The sequence below is a fragment of the Priestia sp. YIM B13486 genome (assembly GCF_042787865.1).
In the GTDB taxonomy this organism is placed as follows: Bacteria; Bacillota; Bacilli; order Bacillales; family Bacillaceae_H; genus Priestia; species Priestia megaterium.
The window spans coordinates 471,683-497,645 of the sequence record NZ_JBHZOZ010000001.1; the positions used below are offsets into that span (position 1 = coordinate 471,683).

The following is a 25,963-nucleotide window of genomic DNA, read 5'->3' on the forward strand; positions in this document are numbered from 1 at the left end:
AAAGAAGGTGTTGACATTTTTCAACACCTTCTTTCTTTGTTACATAAACGTAAATGGGTTTGTGTCTACTTTTGAATCAAATACTTCACACTCAAAGTTTTTTGCATCAAAAAGACTGTTTAATAAACGCGTTACACCTTGTCTCATGACTTTTTCAACATGATGACCAGGATCTACAACGTTTAATCCCATTGCCATTGCATCATGCGCCACGTGGAAATACAAATCCCCTGTTACATAGGCATCTGCTCCGCTAAATTTTGCGTTTGTAATATATTTGTTTCCATCTCCGCCAAGAACAGCTACTTTTTTCACCGTGGCATCCATAGACCCTACTACTCTAACACCATCCACATCCAATGCTTGTTTAACATGAGCGGCAAACTGTTTTAACGTCATCTCTTCTTTTAACTTACCAATTCGTCCAAGTCCAAGCGTCTCGCCCGTTTGTTCCACTGGATAAATGTCATAGGCCACTTCTTCGTAAGGATGAGCACTGAGCATGGCGCGAATAATTTTATTTTGCTGAACCGCTTCAAAAATAGTTTCAACTTTTGTTTCATTGACACATTCTAACTCTTCTTTTGAGCCAATGTATGGATTGGCTTCTGAAGAAGGTTTAAACGTGCCTTCCCCTTCAGTTGAAAACGTACAGTCGCTGTAAAGACCCACATGTCCAGCTCCCGCATCACAAATAGCTGTGCGCACTGCTTCAGCATGATTTGAAGGAACAAATACAGCAAGCTTTTTCAGCTGAATAGACGTTGTTGGAACCAGCACTTTTGTCTCTTGTAGCCCCAATGCTTCGGCCAACAAGTCATTTACTCCGCCTTTAGCTATATCTAAGTTTGTATGAGCAGCATATACAGCAATATCATGTTTGATGCATTTCTCTAAAATACGCCCTTCAGGACGATCTGTAACCACTTGTTTTAGAGGTCTAAAAATAGGAGGATGATGAGCAATAATCAAATCCACTTGTTTTTCAATCGCTTCGTCTACGACCGTTTCAAGAACATCTAACGTTACCATTACTTTTTTTACAGGCTTGTTTAACGTTCCAATCTGTAAACCAATTTTATCTCCTTCAACCGCTAAATGCTTGGGAGAAAATGATTCAAATGCTTCAATTACTTGAAATCCGTTAGGGATTTTACTCATTTTAACGCCTCCTCAATTAATGAGATGTCTTGGGTAAGTTTTTGAAATTTTGCTTTGCTTTCCTCGGATTGAGCCTGCTCCATTTGGCTGACAATTTGTTTAAGATGATTTAGTTCATGCGTCCACTTTGTCATAAAAGCAGAAGAGCGCTTTTCTTTTAAAATAGGGCCCATTAACACACCGGCTTTCACTTCACCGTTATAAGGAGCTAAGGCGTTTCCAGGTTCAGCGACGATGACTTCATACATACGACCGTCTTCTTCGATGATTTTTTCATCAATGATTTCCCAGTTGTGTTCAATCAGCCAGCTGCGAATATGATGTGAACCAATATTCGGCTGAAGTACAAGCCTTTTTACTCCTTCTAACTTTGCTTTTCCTTCTTCTAAAATCATCGTAATAAGCGTTCCGCCCATTCCGCAGATTGTAATACAGTCTACTTCATTCGGTGATATTACTTCTAGGCCGTTTCCTTTTCGAACGTCAATAACGTCCGTTAAGCTTGTTTTTTTCACCTGCTGAATAGCAGATTGAAGAGGCCCTTCCGTAATTTCTCCTGCTACGGCACCGCTAATATATCCATTTAAATAAGCAAAACACGGCAAGTATGCATGATCTGAGCCAATGTCTGCTATCTTTGCTCCCAAAGGAATCGACTTTACTACTTCTTCAAGTCTTGTTGATAAGTTTAATTCATTCATTTTGTCACCTATTCTCTATGTGATTACTGTTCATTATTTTAACATAGATAGCTGCATGATTCCTATTTCTCTTCATGTTTTCCTTTTAGCTGAATGCTTATAAAAAATCACAAAAAAAAAGCCTGCTTTATAAATGAGCGGCTTTCCAGAAAATCATGTTTCTGAACTCTATTTAATTTCTGATACCCATTTAGCCATTTCCTTCGCTTTTTCCGGAGGAACCAGCCCAGGCGGCATGTTTCCTTTACCGTTTACAACAATATCTGCAATTTCGTCTTGAGAAACTTTTTTCCCAATTCCTTTTAACGAAGGACCTACTCCACCTTGATACTGATCACCGTGACAACCAATACAAGTTTTTTGATAAATTTCTTCTGGTTTAGCTGAAGCCTGCTGTTCCGCGCCACCGCCTTCTTTTTCAGCCGCGATTTCTTTTGCATTATTCAATCCGTTGAACGAAAGCGTTAACATTAAAGCAATCCCAATTACCGCAATTAATAAAAATGGTATTAGCGGATTTCGCTTCACTCACTATACCCCCTTTATGTATTCCCATCCCTAGAAATAACAAAATAGTATAAGCACTTTTATTTTACTTGAAAATGCTCATAAGTGAAAGGGTTTTATTTACATAATTAACTAATTTCTTATTGCGTATCTTAACAGCCAATTTGCCTTGCAATAACCGAGCGCTGAATTTCTGAAGTTCCTTCTCCAATTTCTAAAAGCTTGGCATCTCGTAAATACCGCTCCACGTGATACTCTTTCATGTAGCCATATCCTCCATGAATTTGAACAGCTTGACTGGCTACTTCCATACAAATTTCAGAAGCATACAGTTTACACATAGCAGCTTCTTTCGTAAATGGCTTTCCTTGGTCTTTTAACCACGCTGCTTTATACACCATATTTCTTGCTAACTCAATTTTCATCGCCATATCAGCTAATTTAAACTGAATCGCTTGAAACGATGAAATAGCTTTTCCAAATTGCTTTCTTTCCTGCGCATATGACAGTGCTTTTTCATAAGCCGCTTGAGCGATTCCAACGGCCATTGCGCCAATTCCAATTCTTCCCCCGTCAAGCGTCATTAGAAATTGTTTAAAGCCTTCTCCTCTTACACCGAGTAAATTCTCTTCAGGCACTTCAACATCCTCTAAAACGAGTTCAGTTGTATTTGAAGCATGTAGACCCATTTTCTCGTAATTGTCTATTACAGTAAAACCTCGAGCTTCTGTAGGCACGATAATAGCTGAAATTTCTTTTTTACCTTCTGTACGATTTGTAACAGCTGTTAAAGCTAAAAACTTTGCATAGCTGGCATTCGTAATATAGCATTTACTTCCATTAATCCTAAATGTTCCATCCTTCAACACTGCTTCTGTCTCTGTTCCCCCCGCGTCACTTCCTGCGTTCGGTTCGGTTAAACCAAACGCTCCAAAAGATTCCCCGGAGCATAAAGCAGGTAGGTACTGTTCTTTTTGCTCCTTTGTTCCGAATAAATAAATAGGTGCGCCCCCGAGCGAAACATGAGCTGAGTATGTAATTCCTGTAGAGCCACAAGCTTTACTTAATTCCTCTACGACGATAGCAAAACTAACCGTATCTGCTCCTCCGCCTCCATACTCTTCAGGAAAAGGAAGACCCATTACCCCAAGCTCACCTAACTTTTTAAAAACATCAAGCGGAAATTGCTTACTTCGATCGCGCTCTAATGCATTCGGTGCTACTTCCGCCTCTGAAAACTCTCTCAGCGTCCGTTGAATCATCTTTTGTTCATTGGTTAATTCAAAATTCATTTTTATTCCCCCTAAAAAAATGTATACGCTTACATTATTTAATTATAATTCATTTTTGTAAATTTTCTCAACTTTTAAAACGTTTTAATTTTTTCATGTTATAATAGAGAAGTACCAATCAAAGCAAGAATAAAATGATAGCGATTCCATTTTTCGGATGTTTAAAAGGAATTTGAACAGCTTATGCTCTGTAACAAAAGAATATAAAGGAGCATTTGCAAAACGAAGGACAATTCAGTAAAATATATGAAAGAAGAAAAGTTGGTAAAAAAATCAATATACTTCTTCAAAATGCGTTTTTATGAAATTTATTCCACAAAAAAATAGATAGCCCCTTTCCTCTAGGAAAGAAGCTATCTCATAAGCGTTATTTACACTTTTATCTATTCTAAGAAATCTTTTAAACGTTTGCTTCGGCTAGGGTGACGAAGCTTACGAAGCGCTTTAGCTTCAATTTGACGAATACGCTCACGCGTTACGCCAAATACTTTTCCTACTTCTTCAAGCGTACGCGTACGTCCATCGTCCAGACCAAAGCGGAGTCTAAGAACATTTTCTTCGCGATCTGTTAACGTATCAAGGACGTCTTCTAACTGCTCTTTTAATAATTCATATGCAGCATGTTCAGAAGGTGATGTTGCATCCTGGTCTTCAATAAAGTCACCTAAATGCGAATCATCTTCCTCACCAATTGGTGTTTCAAGGGAAACCGGTTCTTGAGCAATTTTTAAGATTTCACGAACTTTTTCTGGTGTTAAGTCCATATCTTCTGCAATTTCTTCAGGAGATGGTTCGCGACCTAAATCTTGTAAAAGCTGACGTTGAACACGAATTAGCTTGTTAATCGTTTCAACCATATGAACGGGAATACGAATCGTTCTTGCTTGGTCAGCAATTGCACGAGTAATAGCTTGACGAATCCACCATGTCGCATACGTACTGAATTTATAACCTTTACGATAATCAAATTTTTCTACCGCTTTAATAAGACCCATGTTTCCTTCTTGAATTAAATCAAGAAACAGCATACCGCGCCCAACATAGCGTTTAGCGATACTTACAACAAGACGTAAGTTTGCTTCAGCAAGACGACGTTTCGCTTCTTCATCGCCTTCTTCAATACGTTTTGCTAAATTGATTTCTTCCTCTGCCGACAATAGGTCAACGCGTCCGATTTCTTTTAAGTACATACGAACTGGATCATTAATTTTTACACCAGGAGGTACACTTAAATCATTTAAATCAAACTCTTCTTCTTTTGACAGTTCTTGAATATCGGGATCGGCATCGTCATCATTTGCTTCAGATTCACTCATTACTTCAACACCTTGTTCTCCAAGGTATTCATAATATTCATCCATTTGATCGGATTCAATTTCGAAGTTTGCCATACGCTCTGCAATTTCTTCGTATGTGAGCACACCACGTTTTTTTCCGATTTCGGTCAATTGATCTTTTACTTGTTCAATTGTTAAATCTGAATCAAGTTGTTTTGATTGAGCTGATTTTTCAGCCATCAGATCCCCTCCTTCCAAAATTTTAAGGAAAACCTTCTAAAAGTGGGACTAATACGCAATATCGTTTATTTTAACGTTTTTTTTAACTGTAAAATTTCCATTGCTATTGTCGCAGCTTTTAAATAATCTTTTTGACGCTCTGCTTCTTGCTTTTCTGCCTCTTTTTTTTCTATCGCTAACCTTTGTGGGTAAATCAATATCGTTTGGACATAATCATTCAAAGCTTGCTCCGACAATTCATCATTGATTGACATCATCGCCAATTCTGAAGCTAGACTAGACAACGAAGACTCGGGCAACCGTTCGATAAATCCGCTCGGATTAGGCTCGTGTCCTTCCTCGTAATAAGCATACAAATATAGAACAAGCGCACGATGTTCCTCAACATTGAACTGACCTTGAAGTCGGTCTTGAATTCTAAATGCTACATCCTTATCTTTCAACATATGAGCGATCAAAAAACGTTCTGCATTTTGATAAGCCGGTAATAAGCTTCTCTTTACGACTGGTTGTCTATTTATATTATTTCGATTTGGAGAATCATTATCCTTTTTCTTTTTTTCAGTTCGATACACTTGATACTGCTGTTCTTTAAGCGCATCTAATGAAATGGAAAACTCTTGTGCCAATTGGCGTAAATAATGATCTCGCTCTACAGCTTTCGTAAGGAGGCTTATTTCTTTCAAAACGTCTTCAATGTATTGCATACGTTCAGATTCATTTTGTAGATTTCGTTTTCGGCGGAGATACCTCATTTGAAATGCCATAAAGGTCAAGCTGCTATTAATAACATCATTTTGAAACTTCTCTGCCCCGTATTCTTTAATATAATCATCCGGATCATAACCATCCGGCATCACAGCAATCTTAACGGTACAACCTACATTTGTTAAGATTGCAGTTGCTTTGTGCGCTGCTTCAATTCCGGCAGAATCTGCATCATAGCAAATGATAACGGACTCTACATTTCGGCGAATAATCTTGGCTTGTTCTTCTGTTAAGGCAGTTCCCATTGTTGCGATTGCGTTCGGGCACCCCGCTTTAACAGCCGAAATAACATCTGCAAATCCTTCAAATAAAATAACCTGCTGATTTTTGCGTATATGTTTTTTAGCGCGGTGAAAGTTGTAGAGTGTGCGACTTTTGTTAAAAATAGAAGTTTCGGGACTATTTAAATATTTAGGCTGCCCTTTTATCTCTTTTAGCAGGCGCCCTGAAAATGCAATTGTTTTGCCTTGCAAGTCAGCAATAGGAAACATAATTCGATCACGAAAACGATCAAAGTACGTTTCATCTTGGTTGCGTTTAATGATTAAACCTGCATGTTCCATCTCTTGCGGATTAAACCCACGTTTTGTTAAGAACTTACTTACAAATTCCCACGAATCTAAAGCAAAACCTATCTCAAATTCATCGATAATTTCTCGTGAAAACCCTCGATTTATTAAATAATCATAAGCATCTTGGCCTTCTTTTGTATTTACCAATAAATGATGGTAAAATTTCTTTAAAAGCTCGTGTGCTTCAATCATTTTATTGCTAGGCTTTTGATTATCTTCTTCATGAGGATGTATCTCATGTTCGAAAGGAATATCTCCTTTTTCAGCAAGCTGCTGAGCTGCTTCCGTGAAGGACAGTCCTTCTAATTCCATTATGAATGAAAATGAATTCCCTCCTGCACCACATCCAAAGCAATGATAAATTTGTTTATCAGGCGATACTGAAAAAGACGGTGTGCTTTCCCCATGAAACGGACAGAGTCCAAAATAATTGCGCCCTTGTTTTTTTAGTTGTACATAATCGCTTATGACGTCGACAATATCTACTGAATGCCGAATACGGTCGATTACTTCATCAGGAATTCGATTTGCCATAGTAACAGCTCCGTATTTCATATAATATTCTTCACTAAGTGCTAAATTCCTGCAAGTTTCGACAACATTTTTTCAAAAGCTTGAATGAAATGCTGGCGATCTTCTTCACTAAATGCCTTTGGGCCTTTAGTATGACGGCCTGACCGTCGCTCTTTTGCAGAAACATAACGAAAGAAAAGCACCGTATTCATTTCGTCGTCATTATAGTACTTTCCACGAGGAGACAGTGCGTAAACCCCTCGACTTACTAACATGCTTGCTAAGCCAGTATCTTGAGTTACCACAATATCCTGCTTGACTGCGTGATTTAAAATATATAAATCTGCGGCTTCCTTTTCTGCATCCACATAGACCCATTTTCCTGGTGTAGGATTTGTTTGCATGTGAGCATAGGAAGCAACAAACACAAGATCGATGTCATATGTATGTGTAAGTTCAACGATTTCTGCTTTAACAGGGCATGCATCAGCATCGACAAAAACTTTACTTTTTCTTTTGCTATAACTCTGTATTCTACATCCCTCCAGAGATTCCTTCTAACAATTTGTTATTTCCTGTAGATGGCATTTGTCGAATACTTTTTTCGATTTTGACTTGACTTTTATATAAATAGTTTATTCGTTCTTAACAAAGTCTAAACCTAAAACTATTCTTTTTTATCACAATTTTTTATTATAATATAAACAACCTATATTTTCTATACCAAAGTCACTTGTTTTTAAAAGTTCTGTCATATTCATCTTTGGGATATTTTCTTAGGCTTACAGCACACAAACATAAGAAAGCAATCTCCTTTATGTCACGCACAGAGGAGATCTATCGTTTATTTCTTTTTGATGGTATTAAGAATGATACCAGCTGTTTCTTCTACGGCTCTGTTGGATACGTCCACCACTTCACAGCCAATCTTATCTACAATCCCTTGGAAAAATTCAAGTTCTTCTTTAATACGGCCAATATTAGCATAAATTGCTTTATCGTTTAGCCCAAGAGACTTTAAACGCTCTTTACGAATATCGTTTAACTTTTCAGGACTAATAGTAAGTCCTATACATTTCTCAGGTGATACGTGAAACAGCTCTTCTGGTGGATCTACCTCAGGTACAATCGGAACATTGGCTACTTTCAAACGCTTGTGTGCTAAAAATTGAGAAAGAGGTGTTTTAGATGTTCTTGATACACCGATTAATACAATATCCGCTCTAAGAATGCCTCTCGGGTCACGCCCATCATCATATTTCACTGCAAATTCAATTGCTTCTACTTTCTTAAAATAATCTTCGTCTAATTTTCTAGCCATTCCAGGCTCATAGCGAGGAGAAAGTTGATAAGAAGATTGAATTTTATCAATTAAAGGTCCAATAATATCAAATACCTCTACCCCGTTCTTGGACGCTTCTTGAATTAAAAATTCTCTCATTTCGGGCTTTACTAGCGTAAAGCCAATAATAGCGTTGTTCATCTTCGCTACTGAAACCACTTCTGAAAGTGTTGCGATGTCCTCTACGTAAGGTACTCTTTTAATTACAAAGTCCGTCATATTGAACTGACTTGATGCAGCCTTTACAACTAGTTCAGCTGTCTCACCTACAGAATCCGAAATGACATAAAGACATGGGTTGTTCATATTTTGTGCATCCCCTTTTTAATCCTTTTTCACTTATAATACTTCATCATTTGCTAATGCTACTAGTAATTTTGTAATATTTGTTTTGGTAATGCGTCCCACCACTTCAAAATTGCCGTCTCCCTCTTTAATAACGGGCATAGCATCAATCTGTTTTTCAATTAAGATCTTAGCAATATCAATTAACAAATCTTCGCGATAGCAATATGTAATGTTGGGCATTCTCGTCATGATAATATGAACAGGAATAGATGTGAGCTCTTGCTTTCCGATACTCGCGCGCAATAAATCTTTACGCGACAGTACTCCCACCAGCTGGGATTTCTCATCCACTACAAAAAGGGTCCCCACGTCTTCTAGAAACATTGTACAAATAGCATCATATACCGACACATTTTCGTTCACAACCACCGGGATAGACTGATATTCTTGCACCTGTATTTTTTTTATTTTATCTGTAAGAAGCTGTGCTCCTGTTTTACCTGTGTAAAAGTAACCTACGCGCGGTCGCGCTTCTAAATAACCAGCCATTGTTAAAATAGCCAAGTCCGGTCTTAGCGTTGCCCGCGTAAGGCTAAGCTGATCTGCAATATGCTCGCCTGTAATAGGGCCTTCGTCTTTGACAATTTGCAAAATTTGTTCTTGTCGTTTGTTCAGTTCGATTGTACTCACCACCTAATCATTAAATGTGACATACTATTTATAAAACATTATATACTTTTTAAGCAAAAGTAAAAGCTATAACTTATTAATTTTAGCATTTTATCTTTTTAGAATGCCGTTTATTTTACCACGGCTTCTCAAAAAAAGCAGGCATTACGCTTATAATAAGTGAAGCTACCTCTTCGCTCCACAGTAAAAAGGGTGTCCTCTACACACTACGAGGCACCCTAGCGACAGCAATTCCTTGCATATCACTGATTATCTTTTCTATTTCTCATCAGAGAGCGATTGTTTTAAAGACTCCATCTGATTCAAAAAACGCTTTGTTTTTAAAAACAATCCTGAATATTCTTCGTAATATTGATCAATTACAAACTTTAATTGTTTTTTTGTTTCAGGCTTAACAGAAATAGAACCTAACCGCTTTAAATCAATATAATAAAATAGCCTTAATAGTTTAACCGTCATCGGACTAATTTTCAAATGATAAGGATCTTTTTCTAAGCATCGATGACAAATAAACCCGCCTTCTCGAATGGAAAAATGAAATGTTCCTTCACCTTGGTGGCAGACTGCACATTCATTTAATGTAGGATGAAGACCTAGAACGTTTAACATTTTCATTTCATAAATAAAAGTTAAGATCTCTGCATCATACTCTTCGTTCATATAATGAATGGTTTGGTGCAGCAGCTCAAAAAGAAATGGATTTGGTTTATTGTTCTCAGTAGCTTTATCCGTTAATTCAAGAATATAAGAAGCATACGCTGTTGTGAAGATATCTTCGCGTATGCTTCTCATAGATGAGATAACTTCTCCTTGATGGAGAGTGCCCATTCCTGAACCTGCTTGTATAAAAAAGTATCCATACGTAAATAATTGTGTGACAGAAGCCAAGCGACTACTAGGCTTTTTTGCCCCTCTTGCCATGAGACCCACTTTTCCGAGTTCACGTGAATAAATGGTGACAATTTTATTTGATTCACCGTAATCATTCGTTCGAATGACAATTCCTTCACACTTTTTAAACAATCATCATCACCGCCATCTTACAGAAGGCTAAGACAAGGGAGAATTGAGACTTTCGCTGTTGTCCTCATATGTTTCGGGTCTTTCTTTCACTTCATTTTCAAGTTCCTTAAAAATGAGATAAGTATCAATGCTACCTGTTTGTGAAAAAATGTTCCAAGTAAAATTCAACATAGAACTCCCACCTTTCTAACCATAAAGATCAGATACATATTTCAATTCCTTATGTTTAGAATAGCCTTCCGACGTAAAATCATGTAACACAATTTTTTACAAATTACCTTCTTTTATGAAGGGATATAAATCAATGCAAACAAGAACTCAAATGATCAATATTCGTCTTCTCTAAATCCAAAGTCACGGAGATGCGACGCTCGGTTTCGCCAATCTTTTTGCACTTTTACCCATAGTTCTAAAAATACTTTTGAACCTAAAAGGGCTTCAATGTCTGCTCTTGCTTTTCTTCCTACCTCTTTTAACATCTTTCCTTGCTTTCCAATTACGATGCCTTTTTGTGAATCTCTTTCGACGATAATTGTAGCGCCCACGTAAACAGCACCATTATCTCGTCTTTGCATAGAATCCATCACAACGGCAATAGAATGAGGTATTTCTTCCCTCGTTGCATGCAGTACTTTTTCACGAATTAATTCCGTAATAATAAAGCGCTCTGGGTGATCAGTTACTTGATCTGCCGGATAATATTGCGGACCTTCCGGCAATCGCTGCTTAATTTGATCAAGCAAACGCTCCACGTTATTTCCTTGTAAAGCTGAAATTGGCACAATTTCAGCAAAAGGATATAAGTCTTTATAATTCGTGATAATTGAAAACAATTCGTCTGGATGAATTTCATCAATTTTATTAATCACAAGGAAAACAGGCGTTTTTGTGTCCTTTAAACGCTCGATAATAAATTCATCGCCTCGACCTAAGCCTTCTGTTGCGTTAATCATAAATAAAATTAAATCTACTTCTTTAAGCGTATTTTGCGCTACCTTCATCATAAAGTCGCCTAATTTATGCTTTGGTTTATGAATTCCTGGTGTATCAATAAACACAATCTGCGCCTGATCTTCCGTGTACACACCCTGAATTTTATTTCTAGTTGTTTGCGGTTTGTCACTCATAATCGCAATCTTTTGACCAATTACTCGGTTCAAAAAAGTTGATTTCCCTACGTTTGGTCTTCCAATAATTGAAACAAAACCTGACTTAAATTCATTATTACTCATGTAAATCCTCCGATGAAAATGCTCCTGGAAGTAATTCTTCCACAGTTAATTCTTGTATGTCATTTTTTAAATTGGTTAATATAACTTTCATTTCTTTTGGACAAAGCTCAGAGATTACTTGTCTGCATGCTCCACACGGAGAAACAGGACGATCAGTATCAGCTACTACAGCAAGTGCTGCATACTCTTTACCACCTTCTGAATAGGCTTTAAATAAAGCCGTACGCTCAGCGCAATTGCACATGCTATAAGCTGCATTTTCAATATTGCAGCCGCGATAAACCTTTCCATCTTTCGTCAATAAAGCTGCACCAACTTTAAATTTTGAATACGGTACATAAGCCATTTCACGAGCTTTTTTCGCCTCATCAATCAGTCCGGTCTTATCCATTTATCCGCTCTCCTTTTGCGCTTCTACATGTCTTTTAACTTGTCCTTTTTTATTATACCACGGGGGTGTAAAGAACCAAAAAGAATCCTTTTTAAAACAAATACTTTAAGAAAATAATTCCTCCTATAAGGACAGCAAAACACGCATAGACCAACACCGCGGCTGCGGCTGCATCTTTTGCGTGTTTTGCTAGTATGTGATATTCAGGAGAAACTAAATCGACAACTTTTTCAACCGCTGTATTCATTAACTCCAAGCTGAACATGCCTGCAATCAGAAGCAGCACAACCACCCATTCACCAGCTGTAATTGACAGCACGGCTCCTAAGAAAAGGACGATGAAAGAAGCTGCTACGTGAATTTGCATATTTCTCTGTGTTTTACAAACATAGATAAACCCTTCTATTGCATAACCAAAGCTACTGACAACTTTAGCTATCCCCTTTTTATCGCGAGAGTCCATATTGTTCTAAAATATCTTTTTGACGTGTAAACATCTCTTTTTCATCTTCTGATGTTTCATGGTCATATCCAAGCAAGTGCAAGAAACCGTGAACCGTTAAGAATCCTAGCTCCCTCATAAACGAGTGATTGTATTCTTCTGCTTGCTCATGAGCTTTTGGAATCGAAATGACAATGTCCCCTAGAACTCTTGGCATCTCATCTCCGATAATTTGCATTTCATCTTCGCCCATTTCTTCTAGCGCAAACGATATTACATCCGTTGGCTGATTTTTATGGCGGTATTGATGATTGATTTCTTGAATTCGATCATTATCCACAAATGTAACGGATACTTCTGCATCCTCTTGCAGATTTTCATATATAGCAGCGGCTTCAAGCAGCTTTTCAAGCTCTTTTTGCTGTTCTTCACTTACTTCGTTTGTTTCATCAATAAAATCAATAACTAAACTCATACCTTCACCTTCTCTTTTTTTATCTCTGGATATTCGATTCGGGAATGAAAAATCCCATTTAAAGTTTCACATAGTGCTTGGCGAATTAACTCTAGCTCTTTGAGCGTTACGTTACACTCGCTAAGCTGCTCGTCCTGCAAGCGATCTTTAATAATATTTCGCACCAAGTTCTCAATTTTTTCCGGAGTCGGATTGGACATTGACCTTACGGCTGCTTCTACACTATCAGCTATGCAAATAACCGCTGCTTCTTTCGACTGAGGCTTTGGTCCAGGATAGCGATATTCTTTTTCATCAATTTTTTCTTCTGTTTGTTCGAGTGCCTTATGATAGAAAAACTTAAGCAGAGTGGTTCCGTGATGCTGCTCTGCAATATCTACAATCTCTTTTGGAAACTTGTGATTCCGCAAAATGGTCGCTCCATCTGTAGCATGTGCGATTATAATATTTTTACTAGTCTTAGGACTTAGTTTATCATGTGGATTAGTAATATTCATTTGATTTTCAATAAAATACTGCGGTCGCTTCGTTTTACCAATATCGTGGTAATAAGCCCCGACTCTCGCTAATAAACCGTTAGCTCCTATCGTTTCGCACGCCGCTTCAGATAAGTTTGCCACCATTACGCTGTGATGGTATGTTCCAGGTGTTTCGGTTAAGATTTTGCGTAATAGCGGATGAGTAGGACTCGATAATTCAATCAGCTTCATCGTAGATAAAATGCCAAATCCACTTTCAAAAAACGGTAGCAAACCTATAGCTAAAACGGAAGCGATAACACCAGATGCAATTGACATCATGCTGTAATAGCCAAGCTCTACAGTGCCGATATGACCATTTTTAATAAAAATAATCGCAAAGCTGATAATTACGTTTACCATAGCCACAAATAGACCTGCCTGCAAAATCCGTGAACGTCTGTGCTGCCTGCTTAAAAATAAAATAGCAGCAATATTGCTAATTAAAAAGTAGATCCCAATGTTCATATTAAACGAGGTTGTTAATTCACCATTAAAAATAATGCTTCCACAAATAGCAAATACAATGCTTGATAAAATAGCAATGCGTTCATCCATTAAAATTCGAATCAGCAAACCTCCCACCGCAACAGGAGCTAAGAAACCAATTTCTGATAAATCAATTTGCTGAAACAAGCTTAAGATTTTCATGAGGCCAATCGTAATGGTTGCTACTAATACATACAACAGCAAGGGCTGATATGTCTTGGTGTGAAATTCACGCAAATAGTAAATGAGGCCCGCTATCATCATTACAATCAGCAAAGCTAACCCCGCAAAAGGCTGAATAGATCCTTTATTATTCAACAATCCCGCGAGCTGGAGCTGACGATATATATCAGGATTAATAAGCTGATTTTCTTCTACGATAATCTGGCCTTGTTTGATTCGGACAGGCTCCACTTTTTCCACAGCTGCTTGACGGTTTTCAGCTGTTTTTTGTGGATCATAAATCACGTTTGGAATGATAGCGAATTTAGCGATTGCATTCATTGAATCCTTTAGAGAATTGCTGACATTGGTGTAAACAAGCTGACTTTCTACTTGATCTTTTTTCTCTTCTACATCGCTAATCTTCACTTGATCTTTCATCACATGATGAACGGCCGTGACTACAGCATCTTTCGCAATCGATAAATCACTGTTAGAAGACTGAAGCAGCTGCTTAATGGTATCCTTTGGCAAGTTTTTTTGAATGTCTTCAGGAAGCTTGTCCTCTAGCATTTTTTGTTTGGTTTTTAATACGGCATCGATACTGTCATCTTCATGATCTTCTTTTTCATATTCTGTATTAACTTCCATCATCGCATCAAAAATAGATGCAACAAGATCGACTTGGTTCTGTGCGTATTCTGTTTTTTGTGTATACACATCTTCAACGGCTTGTTCTGCCTCTGCCCGTTTTTTCTCTGTGCTCTCTTTATCTTCAATGGTAACGGGTGAGTAAATGGTTTGCGGAGAAATAGATAGTAATCTGAGATCTAATTCCTGCGGCTTTACATTGCTATACATAGACGCAAACATCATTACACCTAACAAGGCATATAACCCAATTTGAATTAACCGTAATCGCTCGATCTGTGCCATTGTTTGCTTGATTATCCGAAACGTTGACACAAACGTACCCCCTTTTACAAAAAATAGACCCTATTAAGAAAGGGTCTTTTGGTCAGCTTGTTCGTACGCTTGAACGATGCGTCCCACAAGTGGATGGCGCACAACATCTGACTGTTCTAGATGAACAAACGAAATACCTTTAACATTGGTCAGGATTTTCGAGACAGCCGCTAGACCAGACTGAGCTCCTTTTGGTAAATCAATTTGTGAAATATCTCCTGTAATCACCATTTTAGACCCAAATCCTAGTCGTGTTAAAAACATCTTCATTTGCGCCATCGTGGTGTTTTGCGCTTCGTCTAAGATAACAAACGCATCATCTAGTGTACGACCTCGCATATAAGCAAGAGGTGCTATTTCAATAACTCCGCGTTCGATTAGGCGTTGCGTATGTTCTGTTCCTAATACATCATGTAATGCATCATACAGAGGCCGCAAGTACGGATCTACTTTTTCTTTCAAATCTCCTGGCAAGAAGCCAAGACTTTCACCTGCTTCAACAGCAGGACGTGTTAAAATAATACGCTGCACGTGACCATTTTTAAGAGCATTAACGGCCATGACAACGGCTAAATACGTTTTACCAGTACCAGCAGGCCCAATTCCAAATACCAAATCATTTTTCTTAATAGCCGAAATGTATTGACTTTGTCCTAATGTCTTAACACGAATAGTCTTACCTTTTACATTTTTACCAATCTCTTCTTCATATACATCTTCAAAAAACTCGAGAGAATTTTTCTTAGCTAATTGAATCGCATACACAACATCTCGTTCAGATATGGAAATATTTTTTCGGATAATGTTCAGTAACTTTTTAAGCATTTCTTCCACTAGCTGAACATTTTCTGTACTTCCGGAGACTACAACAGTCTCACCTCTTGATATGATAGAGACCTGCATTTCTTCTTCAATTCGCTTTAAATTCGCATCTTGTACGCCAAATAATGAAATGGCTTCATTTGAATCATCAAGTTGTACGTTAATTGTTACTAGCTGTTCTGACATTCATCAATCTCCTTGAATAATTGGTTGAGTGTTCGCAATATTTTCTATAACTTGGTAATGTATTGATAATCTAACTTTACCATTGTCCTGTTCTTGGTGCAAAACTTTTTCACCTTTTATTTTAGCATCCTCACCTAAAGTTGATAGTAATTTTTTTCGACCGATTTCCAAAGCTTTTTCCACCGCCTCTTGTTTAGAATAGACGCGCTGCGAGTTCTGTTCTTCTCGTACAGCAACTTTCTCATACGACAGAGGTAATTTCCATTTAAAAAAATAGAGTGGATGCTCCACTTTTTCTGTCACCTTTGAGGCGTATTTTTCTTTGTTAAAAGCCCAAAGAGGCATTTTAAAAGCTTGAAAATCTAAATAGTGCTTCGTATATCCATTACCCGTTAATACCTGAAAATCAGTTTTTAAAGGCACTTCCACCTCAGACTTATACCATGTTTCACCGTAGACTTTCCCTTTAGCAGCTACTACTTTTTTATTTTTTTCGTTTCCAATAATACCGGAAACTAGGACCTCGCCTTCGTTGACAAAATCATTAACCTTGACTAAAGGTTGTCCTTTTTCGACAAACAAATTCGTAATAATGGCTTTCTTTTTAGCAATTAAATGTTGGTAAGGTGTTTTTTGCTGAGGCTTGGGCTCATTTTTTTCAACCACTTGGAAGTGATAAGAAGTGCCGCGCACTTCTACTCCCACCCAGGTAATATTGTTCATATTATCTGTTAAATAGCGCTGAATTTTTTCAGGACTCTCTAACAGAAATTGAAACTCTCCTCTTTTTACACCTATTTTGGCAAGCTGCTTAGTCATTTGATGTTCTGTTTGTGGTTCTGCACCGCTAATTTCCACTTTCCACACCATGTTGGAAAGCAAACCAAGAATAATAAAAAAAGAAAGAAAACCTAAAGCAAATCCACTATTTTTGATCACTCGTTTTGTTAAAAAAGGAAAACCTCTGCCTCTTATAAAATAAATTTTACAATCTGCGTTGCGAATTAGTATACGAATTTTTTTTACATCTTTCAATAATATCGTTGCTGTCGCTAGCTGACCGTCAACTTTATGGACATTCGAAATCATAATCTGTTGTCTCACACAATTATTTAAAAAACGTTCAATTCCTTTTCCAACAATTCGAATACGTACGGTACCAATAACAAAGTTTGTCCATCCATTCTTCATTTTTTTCCTCCTTGTGTTATTGTTCTAAATAAAGAACTTGATTGATTTTACCTTCTAAAACCAGTTCTTCTGGCAGTATTACTTTAATGACCAGTCCTTCACCTCGAATTAACATTTGTCCCTGTTTTAGTAACACGCGTATTTCAGTATCAGAAAAGGCTAATAAACCTTTATGATTTTCAATATAAATGTGTATTTGTCCAACTAACGTAATACGGGGAAGATCCATTAATACATCAGCGGGTAGTTCCATTGTTTTTGTCATCCATCTTTTCATTTGGTGTCTCCACTTTTTGCTCATAAAAAGAACCCCCTTTCATCTCATGTTTATGAGAAAGGGGGTTAATGTATCACATCTATTTATCGTTTATATTTACGTTGTTTCGATTTTGGCGGCCCTAGAATTTCGGACCATATCACTCCTTGAACAGCTTCTTTACGAGAAATGGGCTTAAAAACGTTTTTCTCACCCGTGATTTTTGGTTTGTCAACTGTGATTTTCTTTTGAATAGATGGTTCATGATACGGACGATTTTTTAGCTCTTCCAATTTTTCTTGCAAAGGATTTGTTTCTGCTGAAGAAACAGTTTCCGGCTCCATACGAGCTGTTTTTGGCTCTTCTTTGACAGGTCGATATCTAGGTCTTTCCCGCCTTGAAGGATTGTTTACAGGAGGCATAGGAGCTCTTTTAGAACGCTGCTGTTCTTCCTCTTTTGACTGAGCCATAAAACGCTGCACAACGTTAAAAATAATTCCTCCAATGATGACAAAAATGAAAGCATTATTAATAATTAGTTTAATAAGCGTTTCAACGATATTCATTAGGAGAAAACCTCCTTGTTAAGCTGATTCATTATTTCTCATCGTCTTCTTTAGACATTTTCCCGATTGAATCACGCATATCCGTATCAGCAGTCAAGTTTTGAATATTCATATAATCCATGACGCCAATATTGCCAGAGCGCAGTGCTTCTGCCATCGCTAACGGTACTTCTGCTTCTGCTTCTACTACTTTTGCACGCATTTCTTCTACTTTTGCACGCATTTCTTGTTCTTGAGCAACGGCCATAGCACGACGTTCTTCGGCTTTTGCTTGTGCAATATTTTTATCTGCTTCCGCTTGGTCTGTTTGAAGAACTGCCCCAATATTTTTACCAATATCGATGTCAGCAATATCAATGGATAAGATTTCAAACGCTGTTCCTGAATCCAGTCCTTTTCCTAACACCGTTTGAGAAATCATATCGGGATTTTCCAATACTTTTTTGTGATCTTTTTGCGAACCGATTGTAGAAACAATCCCCTCGCCAACACGGGCAATAATCGTTTCTTCTCCAGCTCCCCCTACTAGTCGATCAATGTTTGCACGAACAGTAATTCGAGCTTTTGCTTTGACTTCGATTCCATCCATAGCCACCCCTGCAATAAAAGGTGTTTCAATAACTTTTGGATTAACGCTCATTTGTACAGCTTCTAGCACATCACGGCCCGCTAAGTCGATAGCTGCTCCGCGCTCAAATGTTAACTCAATATTTGCTCGGTGCGCTGCAATCAGCGCATTTACCACACGGTCAACGTTACCGCCTGCTAAATAGTGGCTTTCTAATTGATTAATGGTAATACCTAAACCTGCTTTACTTGCTTTAATTAACGGATTCACAACGCGAGATGGTATCACTCGACGAAGTCTCATTCCGACCAGTGTGAAAATACTAATACGAACACCTGCTGCTAATGCTGAAATCCATAGCATAATCGGTACAAAAGTGAAAAAAACAGCTAAAGCAATAATTGCTAGACCAATAACTACAAAAAACAATACGCTACCTACTTCCATTAATTAAGGTCCTCCTTTTTCAAAGGCTCTGTAAGCTTCCGCACCACAACCCTTGATCCCTCTACTTTTATAATATTTACTAACACATCTCTGTCTAAATATCCGCCTTCAGTGACTACATCCACATACTCTTCATCGATGAGCACGGTACCTGAAGGACGAAGCGGTGTTGTTGTTTTACCTTGTTTTCCTATTAATTCATAACGATTTTGATTCGACACGTAGCCAGATTCAGTATTAAGTGAATCATTAAGCACCATTTTTTTGAAAGGTGTAAGCTTCCTTTTAAAAAATTTCATCATCACCAACGCACCTCCCAGTGCCACCACTATTGCAATTACAAGAGAAATTCCCATTTCGACATTATTATCTGTTGACATAAAAAAACTTAAAATGATAGCTCCAAGTCCTAGTAGTCCTAAAACTCCGCCTGGTACTACAATCTCTAACAGAAGCAATATAATTCCTGCTATAAATAAAACGAGCGCTTCCATGCCAGCTAATCCTGCTACCATATGACCATAGAAAAATAAAAGAAGTGAAGCTATTCCAATAGAGCCCGCAATACCAAATGAAGGCGTAAACAATTCAATTACAATTCCTAAAGCACCAATGGATAATAAAATGGGAACAACAAGCGGATGGGTAAGAAAACGAGCAATTTGTTCACTTACACTCATTTTCGCATACTTCAGTTTAGCATCTTCATAGCCAAGTACGCTTAGGAGACCGTCTAAATTTTTTACAGTCCCTTCTGAATAACCAACTTGCTCGGCTTGCTTCGGAGTGAGCGTCAGCAATTCGTTTCCTTTTAAGTTGAGCTCAGGTATTACCATCTTGGTATTTGCCATCGCTTCTGCATATTTAGGGTTTCGGTTATTTTGTTCTGCTGCGCTCTTCATAGCCGATAACCAGTAAGACTGAGCTTTTTTTCCTGCGGCATTTCCCTGTTGGTCAATCACTGCTGCCGATCCCATTGTAGAACCGGGTGTCATATAAATTTGATCGGCGTTAAGTGCAATATACGCTCCGGCTGATAATGCTTTTTTATCGACAAAAGCAGCGGTAGGAATAGGTGTTGAGGTTAAGCTTTTAGCTATTTCAGAAGCTGCATCTACAGCTCCTCCAGGAGTATCTATGTCCAATATAATCAAATCTGCACCGTCATTTTCCGCATCTTTAATGGATCTGTTTAGAAAAGAAAGCAGTCCATTTTCTACCGTTTTATTTACAGGAATAACGTGTACACGCTTCACGTCAGCGGTGCTAATAGTGGGGAATAACCCAGTGGCTAAGATAAGAAAGCACACGAAAGAAAATAAGGTTTTCACCGAATACACTTCCCTCCTTCCATAGATAGTATGAGCATGTATCTGTATATACGAATAACTTTAACAATAGTTTCAAATTTTTTAAAATTTATCTATTTTATTCTTTGCACAAGAAAAATAAAACATACGTTCGATTATTATCCATATAAAAAACACCTTACACAAGGTAAGGTGTTTTTTATGATAAGTGTTGAAGGACAAGCTTATTAACAAGAGAGCCATCCGCTTTGCCTTTTACTTTCGGCATAAGCGCTCCCATAACTTTCCCCATATCAGCTTTAGAGGAAGACTGCGTTTCTTCAATCGTCGTTTTAATAATTTCAGATAACTCTTCTTCAGTTAGCTGTTTAGGAGCGTAAACTTCTAAAACCGCTAATTCAGAATGAATTTTATCAACAAGATCTTGACGACCTGCTTTCTCAAATTCATGGAGGGAGTCTTTACGTTGTTTGAATTCGCGAGAAATAACCGTCAACTCGTCTGCTTCAGTTAGGTCGGTTCCTAACTTAATGGCTTCGTTTTGAAGAGATGCTTTGACCATACGAATGACCCCAAGCTTCTCTTTCTCTTTGTTTTTCATCGCTTGTTTCATATCACTATTTAAACGCTCGAGAAGACTCATAAATCCACCCTCTTATTAGAACTTGCGTTTTCTAGCAGCTTCAGATTTCTTCTTACGCTTTACGCTAGGCTTTTCATAGAATTCGCGCTTTCTTGCTTCTTGTAACGTACCAGTTTTTGAAACTGAACGTTTGAAGCGACGAAGAGCATCTTCAAGCGATTCGTTTTTACGAACAACTGTTCTTGACATTCTAATTCCCTCCCTCCGAACAAAACCACTAACATCATAATGAAATGACATGTTAGACATGTCTTTTGCAATTATAATATAATGATTCCTTAAGGTCAACCGCTTTACATAAAGTAATGCAGTTATTCCCCCTTTATTTTATGAACTTTCTTGATAAAACATTACTCGTTCAGCTTTTTTACACGTATGAAAAAAGCTGCGTATACACGCAGCTTTCCAATAAGTGTTATGAGCTCATTTTCACCTGATCTTGAAGATGAACCTCATCTAGCACGCGAACAAACTCACCTTCATTATAAGGATATCCAGCTTTTGAGATTTTCACTTTTACAAGCTTTCCAACCATTTCTTCAGACGCTTTAAACACAACCTTTAAGTAGTTATCAGTATATCCTACATATAAACCACTTTCAGGATCTTCTTTATATTTTTCTTCCGGAATTACTTCTAGTACTTCTCCTTCAAACGTTGAAGCATATTCTTTTGCCAATTGATTTGAAAGTTCGATTAAATGATGCACACGTTGATTTTTTACTTCTTCATCAATTTGGTCGGTCATACGAGCTGCTGGCGTACCTGTACGTTTAGAATACGGGAATACATGAAGCTCTGAAAAACCGTGCTCTTTAATAAAGTTATACGTCTCCATAAACTCTTCTTCTGTTTCACCTGGGAAGCCAACAATAACATCTGATGTAATCGCTAATCCAGGAAGAGCTTCTTTCAGACGGTTTAAGCGCTCACCAAAGAACTCCATTGTATACTTACGACGCATGCGCTTCAATACCGTATTTGAACCTGATTGAAGAGGAATATGCAAATGACGTACAACCATTTCTGATTGATCTAGTACCTCAATCACTTCGTCCGTAATTTGACTTGCTTCAATTGACGAAATACGAATGCGTTTTAATCCTTTTACTTGAGACTCTAAATCACGAAGAAGCTGGGCAAGATTGTAATCTTTCATGTCTTCTCCGTATCCGCCAGTGTGAATACCTGTTAACACGATTTCTTTATAGCCCGCATCCACTAGCTGCTGTGCTTGTGCTACTACTTCTTTAGGATCACGAGATCGCATTAAACCGCGCGCCCATGGAATAATACAGAATGTACAGAAGTTGTTACAGCCTTCTTGAATCTTTAACGAAGCACGCGTACGGTCTGTAAAAGCCGGTACATCTAGCTCTTCATATACGCGTGTTTTCATAATGTTTCCTACGCCGTTAATCGGCTGACGCTCTTTTTTAAATTGTTCAATATAATCAAGCATCTTAACGCGATCTTGTGTACCTACTACGATATCAACACCAGGAATGGCCATAATTTCAGCTGGCGAAGTTTGAGCATAACACCCAGTTACACAAATAACCGCATCTGGATTTTTCCGCACAGCTCTGCGAATAACTTGACGGCTTTTTTTATCTCCTGTATTTGTTACCGTACATGTATTAATTACATATACATCGGCAGTTTGTTCATATTCAACACGCTCATAGCCTTGGCCTTTGAACAATTGCCAAATTGCTTCTGTTTCATAGTGATTTACTTTACACCCTAGCGTGTGAAAAGCAACTGTTGACATAATCGTCACCTCATTAACTCAGTTTGATAAGATATAGCAGACAGCGCATATAAAGGAGCTGTTTCTGCTCGTAAAATCCGCGGACCAAATCCGCTTATTGTAAATTCATTTTCTTCTAATACTTCTACTTCCTGCTCGGTCAAACCACCCTCGGGGCCTACAACCACAAGCACGGAATGGCCCGGTTTTAAAGCCGAAAGAACAGCGTGCAGATGAGATGTTTCTCCTTGCTTTGCTCTTTCTTCATAGGCTACAACTTTATGAGTATAGTCACCGCTAATTTCTACTAGCTTTTTAAAAGAAATTGGGGCTTCTACTGCTGGTACAATCGTACGATGAGATTGTTCTGCAGCCTCTTTAGCAATCTTGTTCCAGCGATCTACTTTTTTTTGACTCTTTTTATCATCCCATTTAACAACTGAACGAGCCGCAATAAAAGGGATAAACTTATACGCCCCAAGTTCTGTCCCTTTTTGGATAATAAGCTCGAGCTTATCCCCTTTAGGCAGACCGTTCACAATTGTAACATGGACTGGAAGCTCTTTTTCTTCGCTTATCCATTCTATAATAGATGCTTTCACTTCGTTAGCGGAAATATTTTCAATTTCACACAAAGCAGCTTGCCCCTGTTCATTACAGGCAATAAACTGTGATCCTTCATTCATTCTCATGACGCGTGAGATATGATGGGCATCATCCTGTGTCACTATGACACTTTGCTCTTGAAATTGATCATTTGGCAGAAAATAACGTTGCATCTTGACACCTTCTCACTTGTTAAGCTTGTTTTTGCGCAATAATTGCTACCCAGTCTTCCATAAGCGTTACTTCTTGAATAACAAAGCCCGCTCCCGTTAACGCTTTTTTGACATCTTCTTTTTTCGCACTAATAATACCTGATGTAATGAACATGCCTCCTGGCTTTAATACCTTTGCAGCATCGTCTACAAAACGAACGATTACTTCAGCTAGAATATTCGCCACAACAATGTCAACCGGTCCTTCTATACCTTGCAATAAGTTGTTTTGACCTACTGTTACGACGTTCCCAACTTGATTCAGTTCAATATTTTCGCGAGCAGAACGGACGGCTACTTCATCAAGGTCTAGAGCTTGTACATTACTTGCTCCTAACAGAGCTGCGCCAATGCTTAGCACTCCTGAACCTGTACCCACGTCAATAACAGTATCTCCTGCTTTCACTGTTCTTTCCAATGCTTGAAGAGACATAACCGTTGTTGGATGCGTACCTGTCCCAAAAGCCATTCCGGGATCAAGCTCGATAATCAATTCATCTGTGCTGACTTTTTCATACTTTTCCCAAGTTGGTACAATCGTAAAACGCTCTGAAATTTTCACGGGATGGTAATATTTTTTCCAAGCAGTGGCCCACTCTTCCTCGTTCACTTCACTGATCGTAACTTTGTTAGCTCCTAAATCAAAGTCGTAAACAAGCAGTCCATTAATTTCTTTTTTGATACCATCCACAGTTTCTGCTAAAAAGCTGTTAACTGGAAGATATGCTTTAATCACTACACCTTCTTCTGGGTAGTCTTCTACGTTTAAATCGTAGATTTCACCAAAAGTTGTATCTCTTTCTTTCACTAAATCAGCAGGATCTTCAATGACTACCCCGCTAGCTCCTGATTCATGTAAAATATGAGAGATGGGTTCAATTGCTTCTTGCGCTGTATGAATACAAATTTCAGACCATTTCATTGCTACCAACTTCATCCTTTCTGCCTTCAGTAATATAGGATTTTAAATATGAACATGACAGATGACAGGTTGGCAAAGTACCTTTACCAACCTGTCTCTGTTTACTATGAAAGACAATTATTCTCCTTTAATTGCTCGTTTTACTTTTGCAAAAAAGGAATCATGCTGCTCATCAACGGCTTCTTGACCGCTCAGTTCAGCGAACTCACGCAATAATTGTTTTTGTTTTTCTGATATTTTTGTGGGAGTTACAACTCGAACGTGAATATGCTGATCTCCTTGACCATATCCTCGTACGTTTGCCACACCTTTTCCTTTTAAACGGAATTTCGTCCCCGTTTGTGTACCAGCAGGAATCTTCAACTTCACCTTGCCGTGTAGAGTTGGTACTTCTACTTCATCACCTAGCGCTGCCTGAGCAAACGTTAAAGGCATTTCGCAGTAGATATCGTCTCCATCACGTTCAAAGAATTCATGAGTGCGCACGTGGAACACTACGTATAAATCTCCCGGAGGACCACCATTTACCCCTGGTTCTCCTTGAGCACTTACGCGCAGCTGTTGACCATCATCTACACCAGCTGGAATTTTAACATTAATTTTACGTCGTTTTGTTACTTTACCGTCACCGTGGCACGTTGCACATTTGTCTTTAATGATTTTTCCCGTACCATTACAATGATGACACGCACGTCGATTTACCACGCGGCCAAACGGCGTGTTTTGTTCAACGTTTAACTGACCTGAACCATTACAGTGCGAACATGTATCGACTTTTGTTCCAGGTTTTGCACCTGAACCGTGACATGTTTCACACGTTTCTTCACGTGGAATTTCAATTGTTGTTTCTTTTCCGAAAACAGCTTCTTCAAAAGAAAGTGTCATCGTGTATTGTAAATCGGCACCTTGTCTCGGAGCATTAGGGTCACGTCTGCGACCACCACCACCAAAGATCGAGCTGAAAATATCTTCAAAGCCGAAGCCGCCAAAGTCTGAGCCGCCTCCACCAAAGCCGCCAAAGCCTTGATTTGGATCAGTATGACCAAATTGATCGTATTGTGCTTTTTTTTGGTCATCACTCAATACTTCATATGCTTCTTTTACTTCTTTAAATTTGTCAGCAGCATCTTCCGCTTTGTTAATATCTGGATGATATTGTTTAGAAAGCTTGCGGTATGCTTTTTTTATTTCATCTTTTGTAGCGCTCTTACTGATACCGAGTACTTCATAGTAATCTCGCTTACTCATCAATACTCACTCCCGAATCGTTTCACATAAACGTAATTGTATCATTATTAATAATTCCATAGCAACATAAAAGTTACTTTCTATTGCTCCCGTACGCGCAGAGAGCCAAGTGAAAAACTTTCCCTTTCGCTTTTCCACGTTAAAAAAGTCAAAGCCAAGAAATAAGCTTGACTTTGACTTTTTA

The 25,963-nt window shown here is 38.2% G+C and carries 28 protein-coding genes; all 28 read right to left on the reverse strand.

Annotated elements, in window-relative coordinates; all coding sequences use genetic code 11:
- Positions 1 to 39 precede the first annotated feature (39 nt).
- A complete protein-coding gene (locus ACFX4G_RS02400) occupies positions 40 to 1,161 on the reverse strand; it encodes a Nif3-like dinuclear metal center hexameric protein (RefSeq protein WP_318330925.1) in 1,122 nt (373 codons plus the stop codon).
- Positions 1,158 to 1,862 carry a tRNA (adenine(22)-N(1))-methyltransferase gene (locus ACFX4G_RS02405; RefSeq protein ID WP_097824609.1) on the reverse strand — a complete coding sequence of 235 codons (705 nt, stop codon included), beginning with the start codon at positions 1,860 to 1,862 and terminating at the stop codon, positions 1,158 to 1,160. Before ACFX4G_RS02405 ends, ACFX4G_RS02400 begins: the two co-directional genes overlap by 4 nt.
- A 168-nt stretch (positions 1,863 to 2,030) precedes the next feature.
- Positions 2,031 to 2,390: a cytochrome c550 gene (gene cccA, locus ACFX4G_RS02410; RefSeq protein ID WP_013059217.1), complete on the reverse strand. Its 360-nt coding sequence runs from the start codon at positions 2,388 to 2,390 to the stop codon at positions 2,031 to 2,033.
- A gap of 131 nt (positions 2,391 to 2,521) precedes the next feature.
- Positions 2,522 to 3,661 (reverse strand): acyl-CoA dehydrogenase family protein, encoded by a 1,140-nt coding sequence (locus tag ACFX4G_RS02415; protein ID WP_016765585.1) that lies wholly within the window; start codon positions 3,659 to 3,661, stop codon positions 2,522 to 2,524.
- Between the two features lie 383 nt (positions 3,662 to 4,044).
- Positions 4,045 to 5,178: an RNA polymerase sigma factor RpoD gene (rpoD, locus tag ACFX4G_RS02420; protein ID WP_013059219.1), complete on the reverse strand. Its 1,134-nt coding sequence runs from the start codon at positions 5,176 to 5,178 to the stop codon at positions 4,045 to 4,047.
- Between the two features lie 65 nt (positions 5,179 to 5,243).
- Positions 5,244 to 7,052: a DNA primase gene (gene dnaG / locus ACFX4G_RS02425; protein ID WP_013085046.1), complete on the reverse strand. Its 1,809-nt coding sequence runs from the start codon at positions 7,050 to 7,052 to the stop codon at positions 5,244 to 5,246.
- 41 nt (positions 7,053 to 7,093) lie between these two features.
- Positions 7,094 to 7,564, reverse strand: a complete 471-nt coding sequence (locus ACFX4G_RS02430; protein WP_026106699.1) for a YaiI/YqxD family protein — start codon at positions 7,562 to 7,564, stop codon at positions 7,094 to 7,096.
- 311 nt (positions 7,565 to 7,875) lie between these two features.
- Positions 7,876 to 8,679 carry a pyruvate, water dikinase regulatory protein gene (locus ACFX4G_RS02435; protein ID WP_013059222.1) on the reverse strand — a complete coding sequence of 268 codons (804 nt, stop codon included), beginning with the start codon at positions 8,677 to 8,679 and terminating at the stop codon, positions 7,876 to 7,878.
- 33 nt (positions 8,680 to 8,712) lie between these two features.
- Entirely contained in the window at positions 8,713 to 9,351 is a 639-nt protein-coding gene (gene ccpN / locus ACFX4G_RS02440; protein ID WP_025750542.1) for a transcriptional regulator CcpN, read from the reverse strand.
- A gap of 258 nt (positions 9,352 to 9,609) precedes the next feature.
- On the reverse strand, positions 9,610 to 10,374 hold the full coding sequence (recO, locus tag ACFX4G_RS02445; protein WP_013059224.1) for a DNA repair protein RecO: 765 nt from the start codon (positions 10,372 to 10,374) through the stop codon (positions 9,610 to 9,612).
- Positions 10,375 to 10,401: 27 nt separating this feature from the next.
- Positions 10,402 to 10,545 (reverse strand): YqzL family protein, encoded by a 144-nt coding sequence (locus ACFX4G_RS02450; protein ID WP_014458193.1) that lies wholly within the window; start codon positions 10,543 to 10,545, stop codon positions 10,402 to 10,404.
- A 155-nt stretch (positions 10,546 to 10,700) separates the two neighbouring features.
- On the reverse strand, positions 10,701 to 11,606 hold the full coding sequence (gene era / locus ACFX4G_RS02455) for a GTPase Era (RefSeq protein WP_013059225.1): 906 nt from the start codon (positions 11,604 to 11,606) through the stop codon (positions 10,701 to 10,703).
- The gene (locus ACFX4G_RS02460) at positions 11,599 to 11,997 is read right to left on the reverse strand and encodes a cytidine deaminase (protein WP_377572772.1); all 399 of its coding nucleotides are present in this window, start codon (positions 11,995 to 11,997) and stop codon (positions 11,599 to 11,601) included. The genes era and ACFX4G_RS02460 overlap by 8 nt, the downstream gene beginning before the upstream one ends.
- Before the next feature lie 91 nt (positions 11,998 to 12,088).
- Positions 12,089 to 12,460 (reverse strand): diacylglycerol kinase family protein, encoded by a 372-nt coding sequence (locus tag ACFX4G_RS02465; RefSeq protein WP_043976196.1) that lies wholly within the window; start codon positions 12,458 to 12,460, stop codon positions 12,089 to 12,091.
- The gene (gene ybeY / locus ACFX4G_RS02470; protein WP_025750544.1) at positions 12,444 to 12,914 is read right to left on the reverse strand and encodes an rRNA maturation RNase YbeY; all 471 of its coding nucleotides are present in this window, start codon (positions 12,912 to 12,914) and stop codon (positions 12,444 to 12,446) included. Before ybeY ends, ACFX4G_RS02465 begins: the two co-directional genes overlap by 17 nt.
- Positions 12,911 to 15,019: an HD family phosphohydrolase gene (locus ACFX4G_RS02475; RefSeq protein WP_043976703.1), complete on the reverse strand. Its 2,109-nt coding sequence runs from the start codon at positions 15,017 to 15,019 to the stop codon at positions 12,911 to 12,913. Before ACFX4G_RS02475 ends, ybeY begins: the two co-directional genes overlap by 4 nt.
- 63 nt (positions 15,020 to 15,082) lie before the next feature.
- The gene (locus tag ACFX4G_RS02480; protein WP_043976192.1) at positions 15,083 to 16,057 is read right to left on the reverse strand and encodes a PhoH family protein; all 975 of its coding nucleotides are present in this window, start codon (positions 16,055 to 16,057) and stop codon (positions 15,083 to 15,085) included.
- A gap of 3 nt (positions 16,058 to 16,060) precedes the next feature.
- Entirely contained in the window at positions 16,061 to 17,248 is a 1,188-nt protein-coding gene (gene yqfD / locus ACFX4G_RS02485; protein WP_016765592.1) for a sporulation protein YqfD, read from the reverse strand.
- Positions 17,249 to 17,264: 16 nt separating this feature from the next.
- A complete protein-coding gene (yqfC, locus tag ACFX4G_RS02490; RefSeq protein WP_013059232.1) occupies positions 17,265 to 17,549 on the reverse strand; it encodes a sporulation protein YqfC in 285 nt (94 codons plus the stop codon).
- Between the two features lie 59 nt (positions 17,550 to 17,608).
- Positions 17,609 to 18,070: a hypothetical protein gene (locus ACFX4G_RS02495; protein ID WP_043976190.1), complete on the reverse strand. Its 462-nt coding sequence runs from the start codon at positions 18,068 to 18,070 to the stop codon at positions 17,609 to 17,611.
- A 31-nt stretch (positions 18,071 to 18,101) separates the two neighbouring features.
- A complete protein-coding gene (gene floA / locus ACFX4G_RS02500) occupies positions 18,102 to 19,085 on the reverse strand; it encodes a flotillin-like protein FloA (RefSeq protein WP_013059234.1) in 984 nt (327 codons plus the stop codon).
- Positions 19,085 to 20,416, reverse strand: a complete 1,332-nt coding sequence (locus ACFX4G_RS02505) for an NfeD family protein (protein WP_377572774.1) — start codon at positions 20,414 to 20,416, stop codon at positions 19,085 to 19,087. Before ACFX4G_RS02505 ends, floA begins: the two co-directional genes overlap by 1 nt.
- Before the next feature lie 178 nt (positions 20,417 to 20,594).
- Positions 20,595 to 21,038, reverse strand: coding sequence for a GatB/YqeY domain-containing protein (locus ACFX4G_RS02510; protein WP_013059236.1), 444 nt, complete (start codon positions 21,036 to 21,038; stop codon positions 20,595 to 20,597).
- Between the two features lie 15 nt (positions 21,039 to 21,053).
- Positions 21,054 to 21,227 (reverse strand): 30S ribosomal protein S21, encoded by a 174-nt coding sequence (gene rpsU, locus ACFX4G_RS02515; protein WP_013059237.1) that lies wholly within the window; start codon positions 21,225 to 21,227, stop codon positions 21,054 to 21,056.
- 226 nt (positions 21,228 to 21,453) lie between these two features.
- Positions 21,454 to 22,812: a tRNA (N(6)-L-threonylcarbamoyladenosine(37)-C(2))-methylthiotransferase MtaB gene (gene mtaB, locus ACFX4G_RS02520; protein ID WP_097824612.1), complete on the reverse strand. Its 1,359-nt coding sequence runs from the start codon at positions 22,810 to 22,812 to the stop codon at positions 21,454 to 21,456.
- A 5-nt stretch (positions 22,813 to 22,817) separates the two neighbouring features.
- Complete coding sequence (locus ACFX4G_RS02525) at positions 22,818 to 23,570, reverse strand: 16S rRNA (uracil(1498)-N(3))-methyltransferase (protein WP_043976188.1); 753 nt, start codon at positions 23,568 to 23,570, stop codon at positions 22,818 to 22,820.
- Positions 23,571 to 23,589: 19 nt separating this feature from the next.
- Positions 23,590 to 24,531: a 50S ribosomal protein L11 methyltransferase gene (gene prmA, locus ACFX4G_RS02530; RefSeq protein ID WP_377572920.1), complete on the reverse strand. Its 942-nt coding sequence runs from the start codon at positions 24,529 to 24,531 to the stop codon at positions 23,590 to 23,592.
- A gap of 117 nt (positions 24,532 to 24,648) precedes the next feature.
- Positions 24,649 to 25,779: a molecular chaperone DnaJ gene (gene dnaJ / locus ACFX4G_RS02535; protein WP_013059241.1), complete on the reverse strand. Its 1,131-nt coding sequence runs from the start codon at positions 25,777 to 25,779 to the stop codon at positions 24,649 to 24,651.
- Positions 25,780 to 25,963: the final 184 nt, after the last annotated feature.

Bases quoted from the DNA above. Each gene is read 5' to 3' on its own strand.
- ACFX4G_RS02450 (WP_014458193.1), bottom strand. From the start codon at position 10,545: ATGTTGAATTTTACTTGGAACATTTTTTCACAAACAGGTAGCATTGAT.
- ACFX4G_RS02415 (WP_016765585.1), bottom strand. From the start codon at position 3,661: ATGAATTTTGAATTAACCAATGAACAAAAGATGATTCAACGGACGCTG.
- ACFX4G_RS02475 (WP_043976703.1), bottom strand. From the start codon at position 15,019: ATGGCACAGATCGAGCGATTACGGTTAATTCAAATTGGGTTATATGCC.
- ACFX4G_RS02510 (WP_013059236.1), bottom strand. From the start codon at position 21,038: ATGAGTCTTCTCGAGCGTTTAAATAGTGATATGAAACAAGCGATGAAA.
- ACFX4G_RS02465 (WP_043976196.1), bottom strand. From the start codon at position 12,460: ATGGACTCTCGCGATAAAAAGGGGATAGCTAAAGTTGTCAGTAGCTTT.
- rpsU (WP_013059237.1), bottom strand. From the start codon at position 21,227: ATGTCAAGAACAGTTGTTCGTAAAAACGAATCGCTTGAAGATGCTCTT.
- prmA (WP_377572920.1), bottom strand. From the start codon at position 24,531: ATGAAATGGTCTGAAATTTGTATTCATACAGCGCAAGAAGCAATTGAA.
- yqfD (WP_016765592.1), bottom strand. From the start codon at position 17,248: ATGAAGAATGGATGGACAAACTTTGTTATTGGTACCGTACGTATTCGA.
- ybeY (WP_025750544.1), bottom strand. From the start codon at position 12,914: ATGAGTTTAGTTATTGATTTTATTGATGAAACAAACGAAGTAAGTGAA.
- rpoD (WP_013059219.1), bottom strand. From the start codon at position 5,178: ATGGCTGAAAAATCAGCTCAATCAAAACAACTTGATTCAGATTTAACA.
- ACFX4G_RS02405 (WP_097824609.1), bottom strand. From the start codon at position 1,862: ATGAATGAATTAAACTTATCAACAAGACTTGAAGAAGTAGTAAAGTCG.
- ACFX4G_RS02435 (WP_013059222.1), bottom strand. From the start codon at position 8,679: ATGAACAACCCATGTCTTTATGTCATTTCGGATTCTGTAGGTGAGACA.
- era (WP_013059225.1), bottom strand. From the start codon at position 11,606: ATGAGTAATAATGAATTTAAGTCAGGTTTTGTTTCAATTATTGGAAGA.
- ACFX4G_RS02400 (WP_318330925.1), bottom strand. From the start codon at position 1,161: ATGAGTAAAATCCCTAACGGATTTCAAGTAATTGAAGCATTTGAATCA.
- dnaG (WP_013085046.1), bottom strand. From the start codon at position 7,052: ATGGCAAATCGAATTCCTGATGAAGTAATCGACCGTATTCGGCATTCA.
- floA (WP_013059234.1), bottom strand. From the start codon at position 19,085: ATGGAAGTAGGTAGCGTATTGTTTTTTGTAGTTATTGGTCTAGCAATT.
- mtaB (WP_097824612.1), bottom strand. From the start codon at position 22,812: ATGTCAACAGTTGCTTTTCACACGCTAGGGTGTAAAGTAAATCACTAT.
- dnaJ (WP_013059241.1), bottom strand. From the start codon at position 25,779: ATGAGTAAGCGAGATTACTATGAAGTACTCGGTATCAGTAAGAGCGCT.
- ACFX4G_RS02460 (WP_377572772.1), bottom strand. From the start codon at position 11,997: ATGGATAAGACCGGACTGATTGATGAGGCGAAAAAAGCTCGTGAAATG.
- ACFX4G_RS02525 (WP_043976188.1), bottom strand. From the start codon at position 23,570: ATGCAACGTTATTTTCTGCCAAATGATCAATTTCAAGAGCAAAGTGTC.
- ACFX4G_RS02495 (WP_043976190.1), bottom strand. From the start codon at position 18,070: ATGAATATCGTTGAAACGCTTATTAAACTAATTATTAATAATGCTTTC.
- ACFX4G_RS02480 (WP_043976192.1), bottom strand. From the start codon at position 16,057: ATGTCAGAACAGCTAGTAACAATTAACGTACAACTTGATGATTCAAAT.
- yqfC (WP_013059232.1), bottom strand. From the start codon at position 17,549: ATGAGCAAAAAGTGGAGACACCAAATGAAAAGATGGATGACAAAAACA.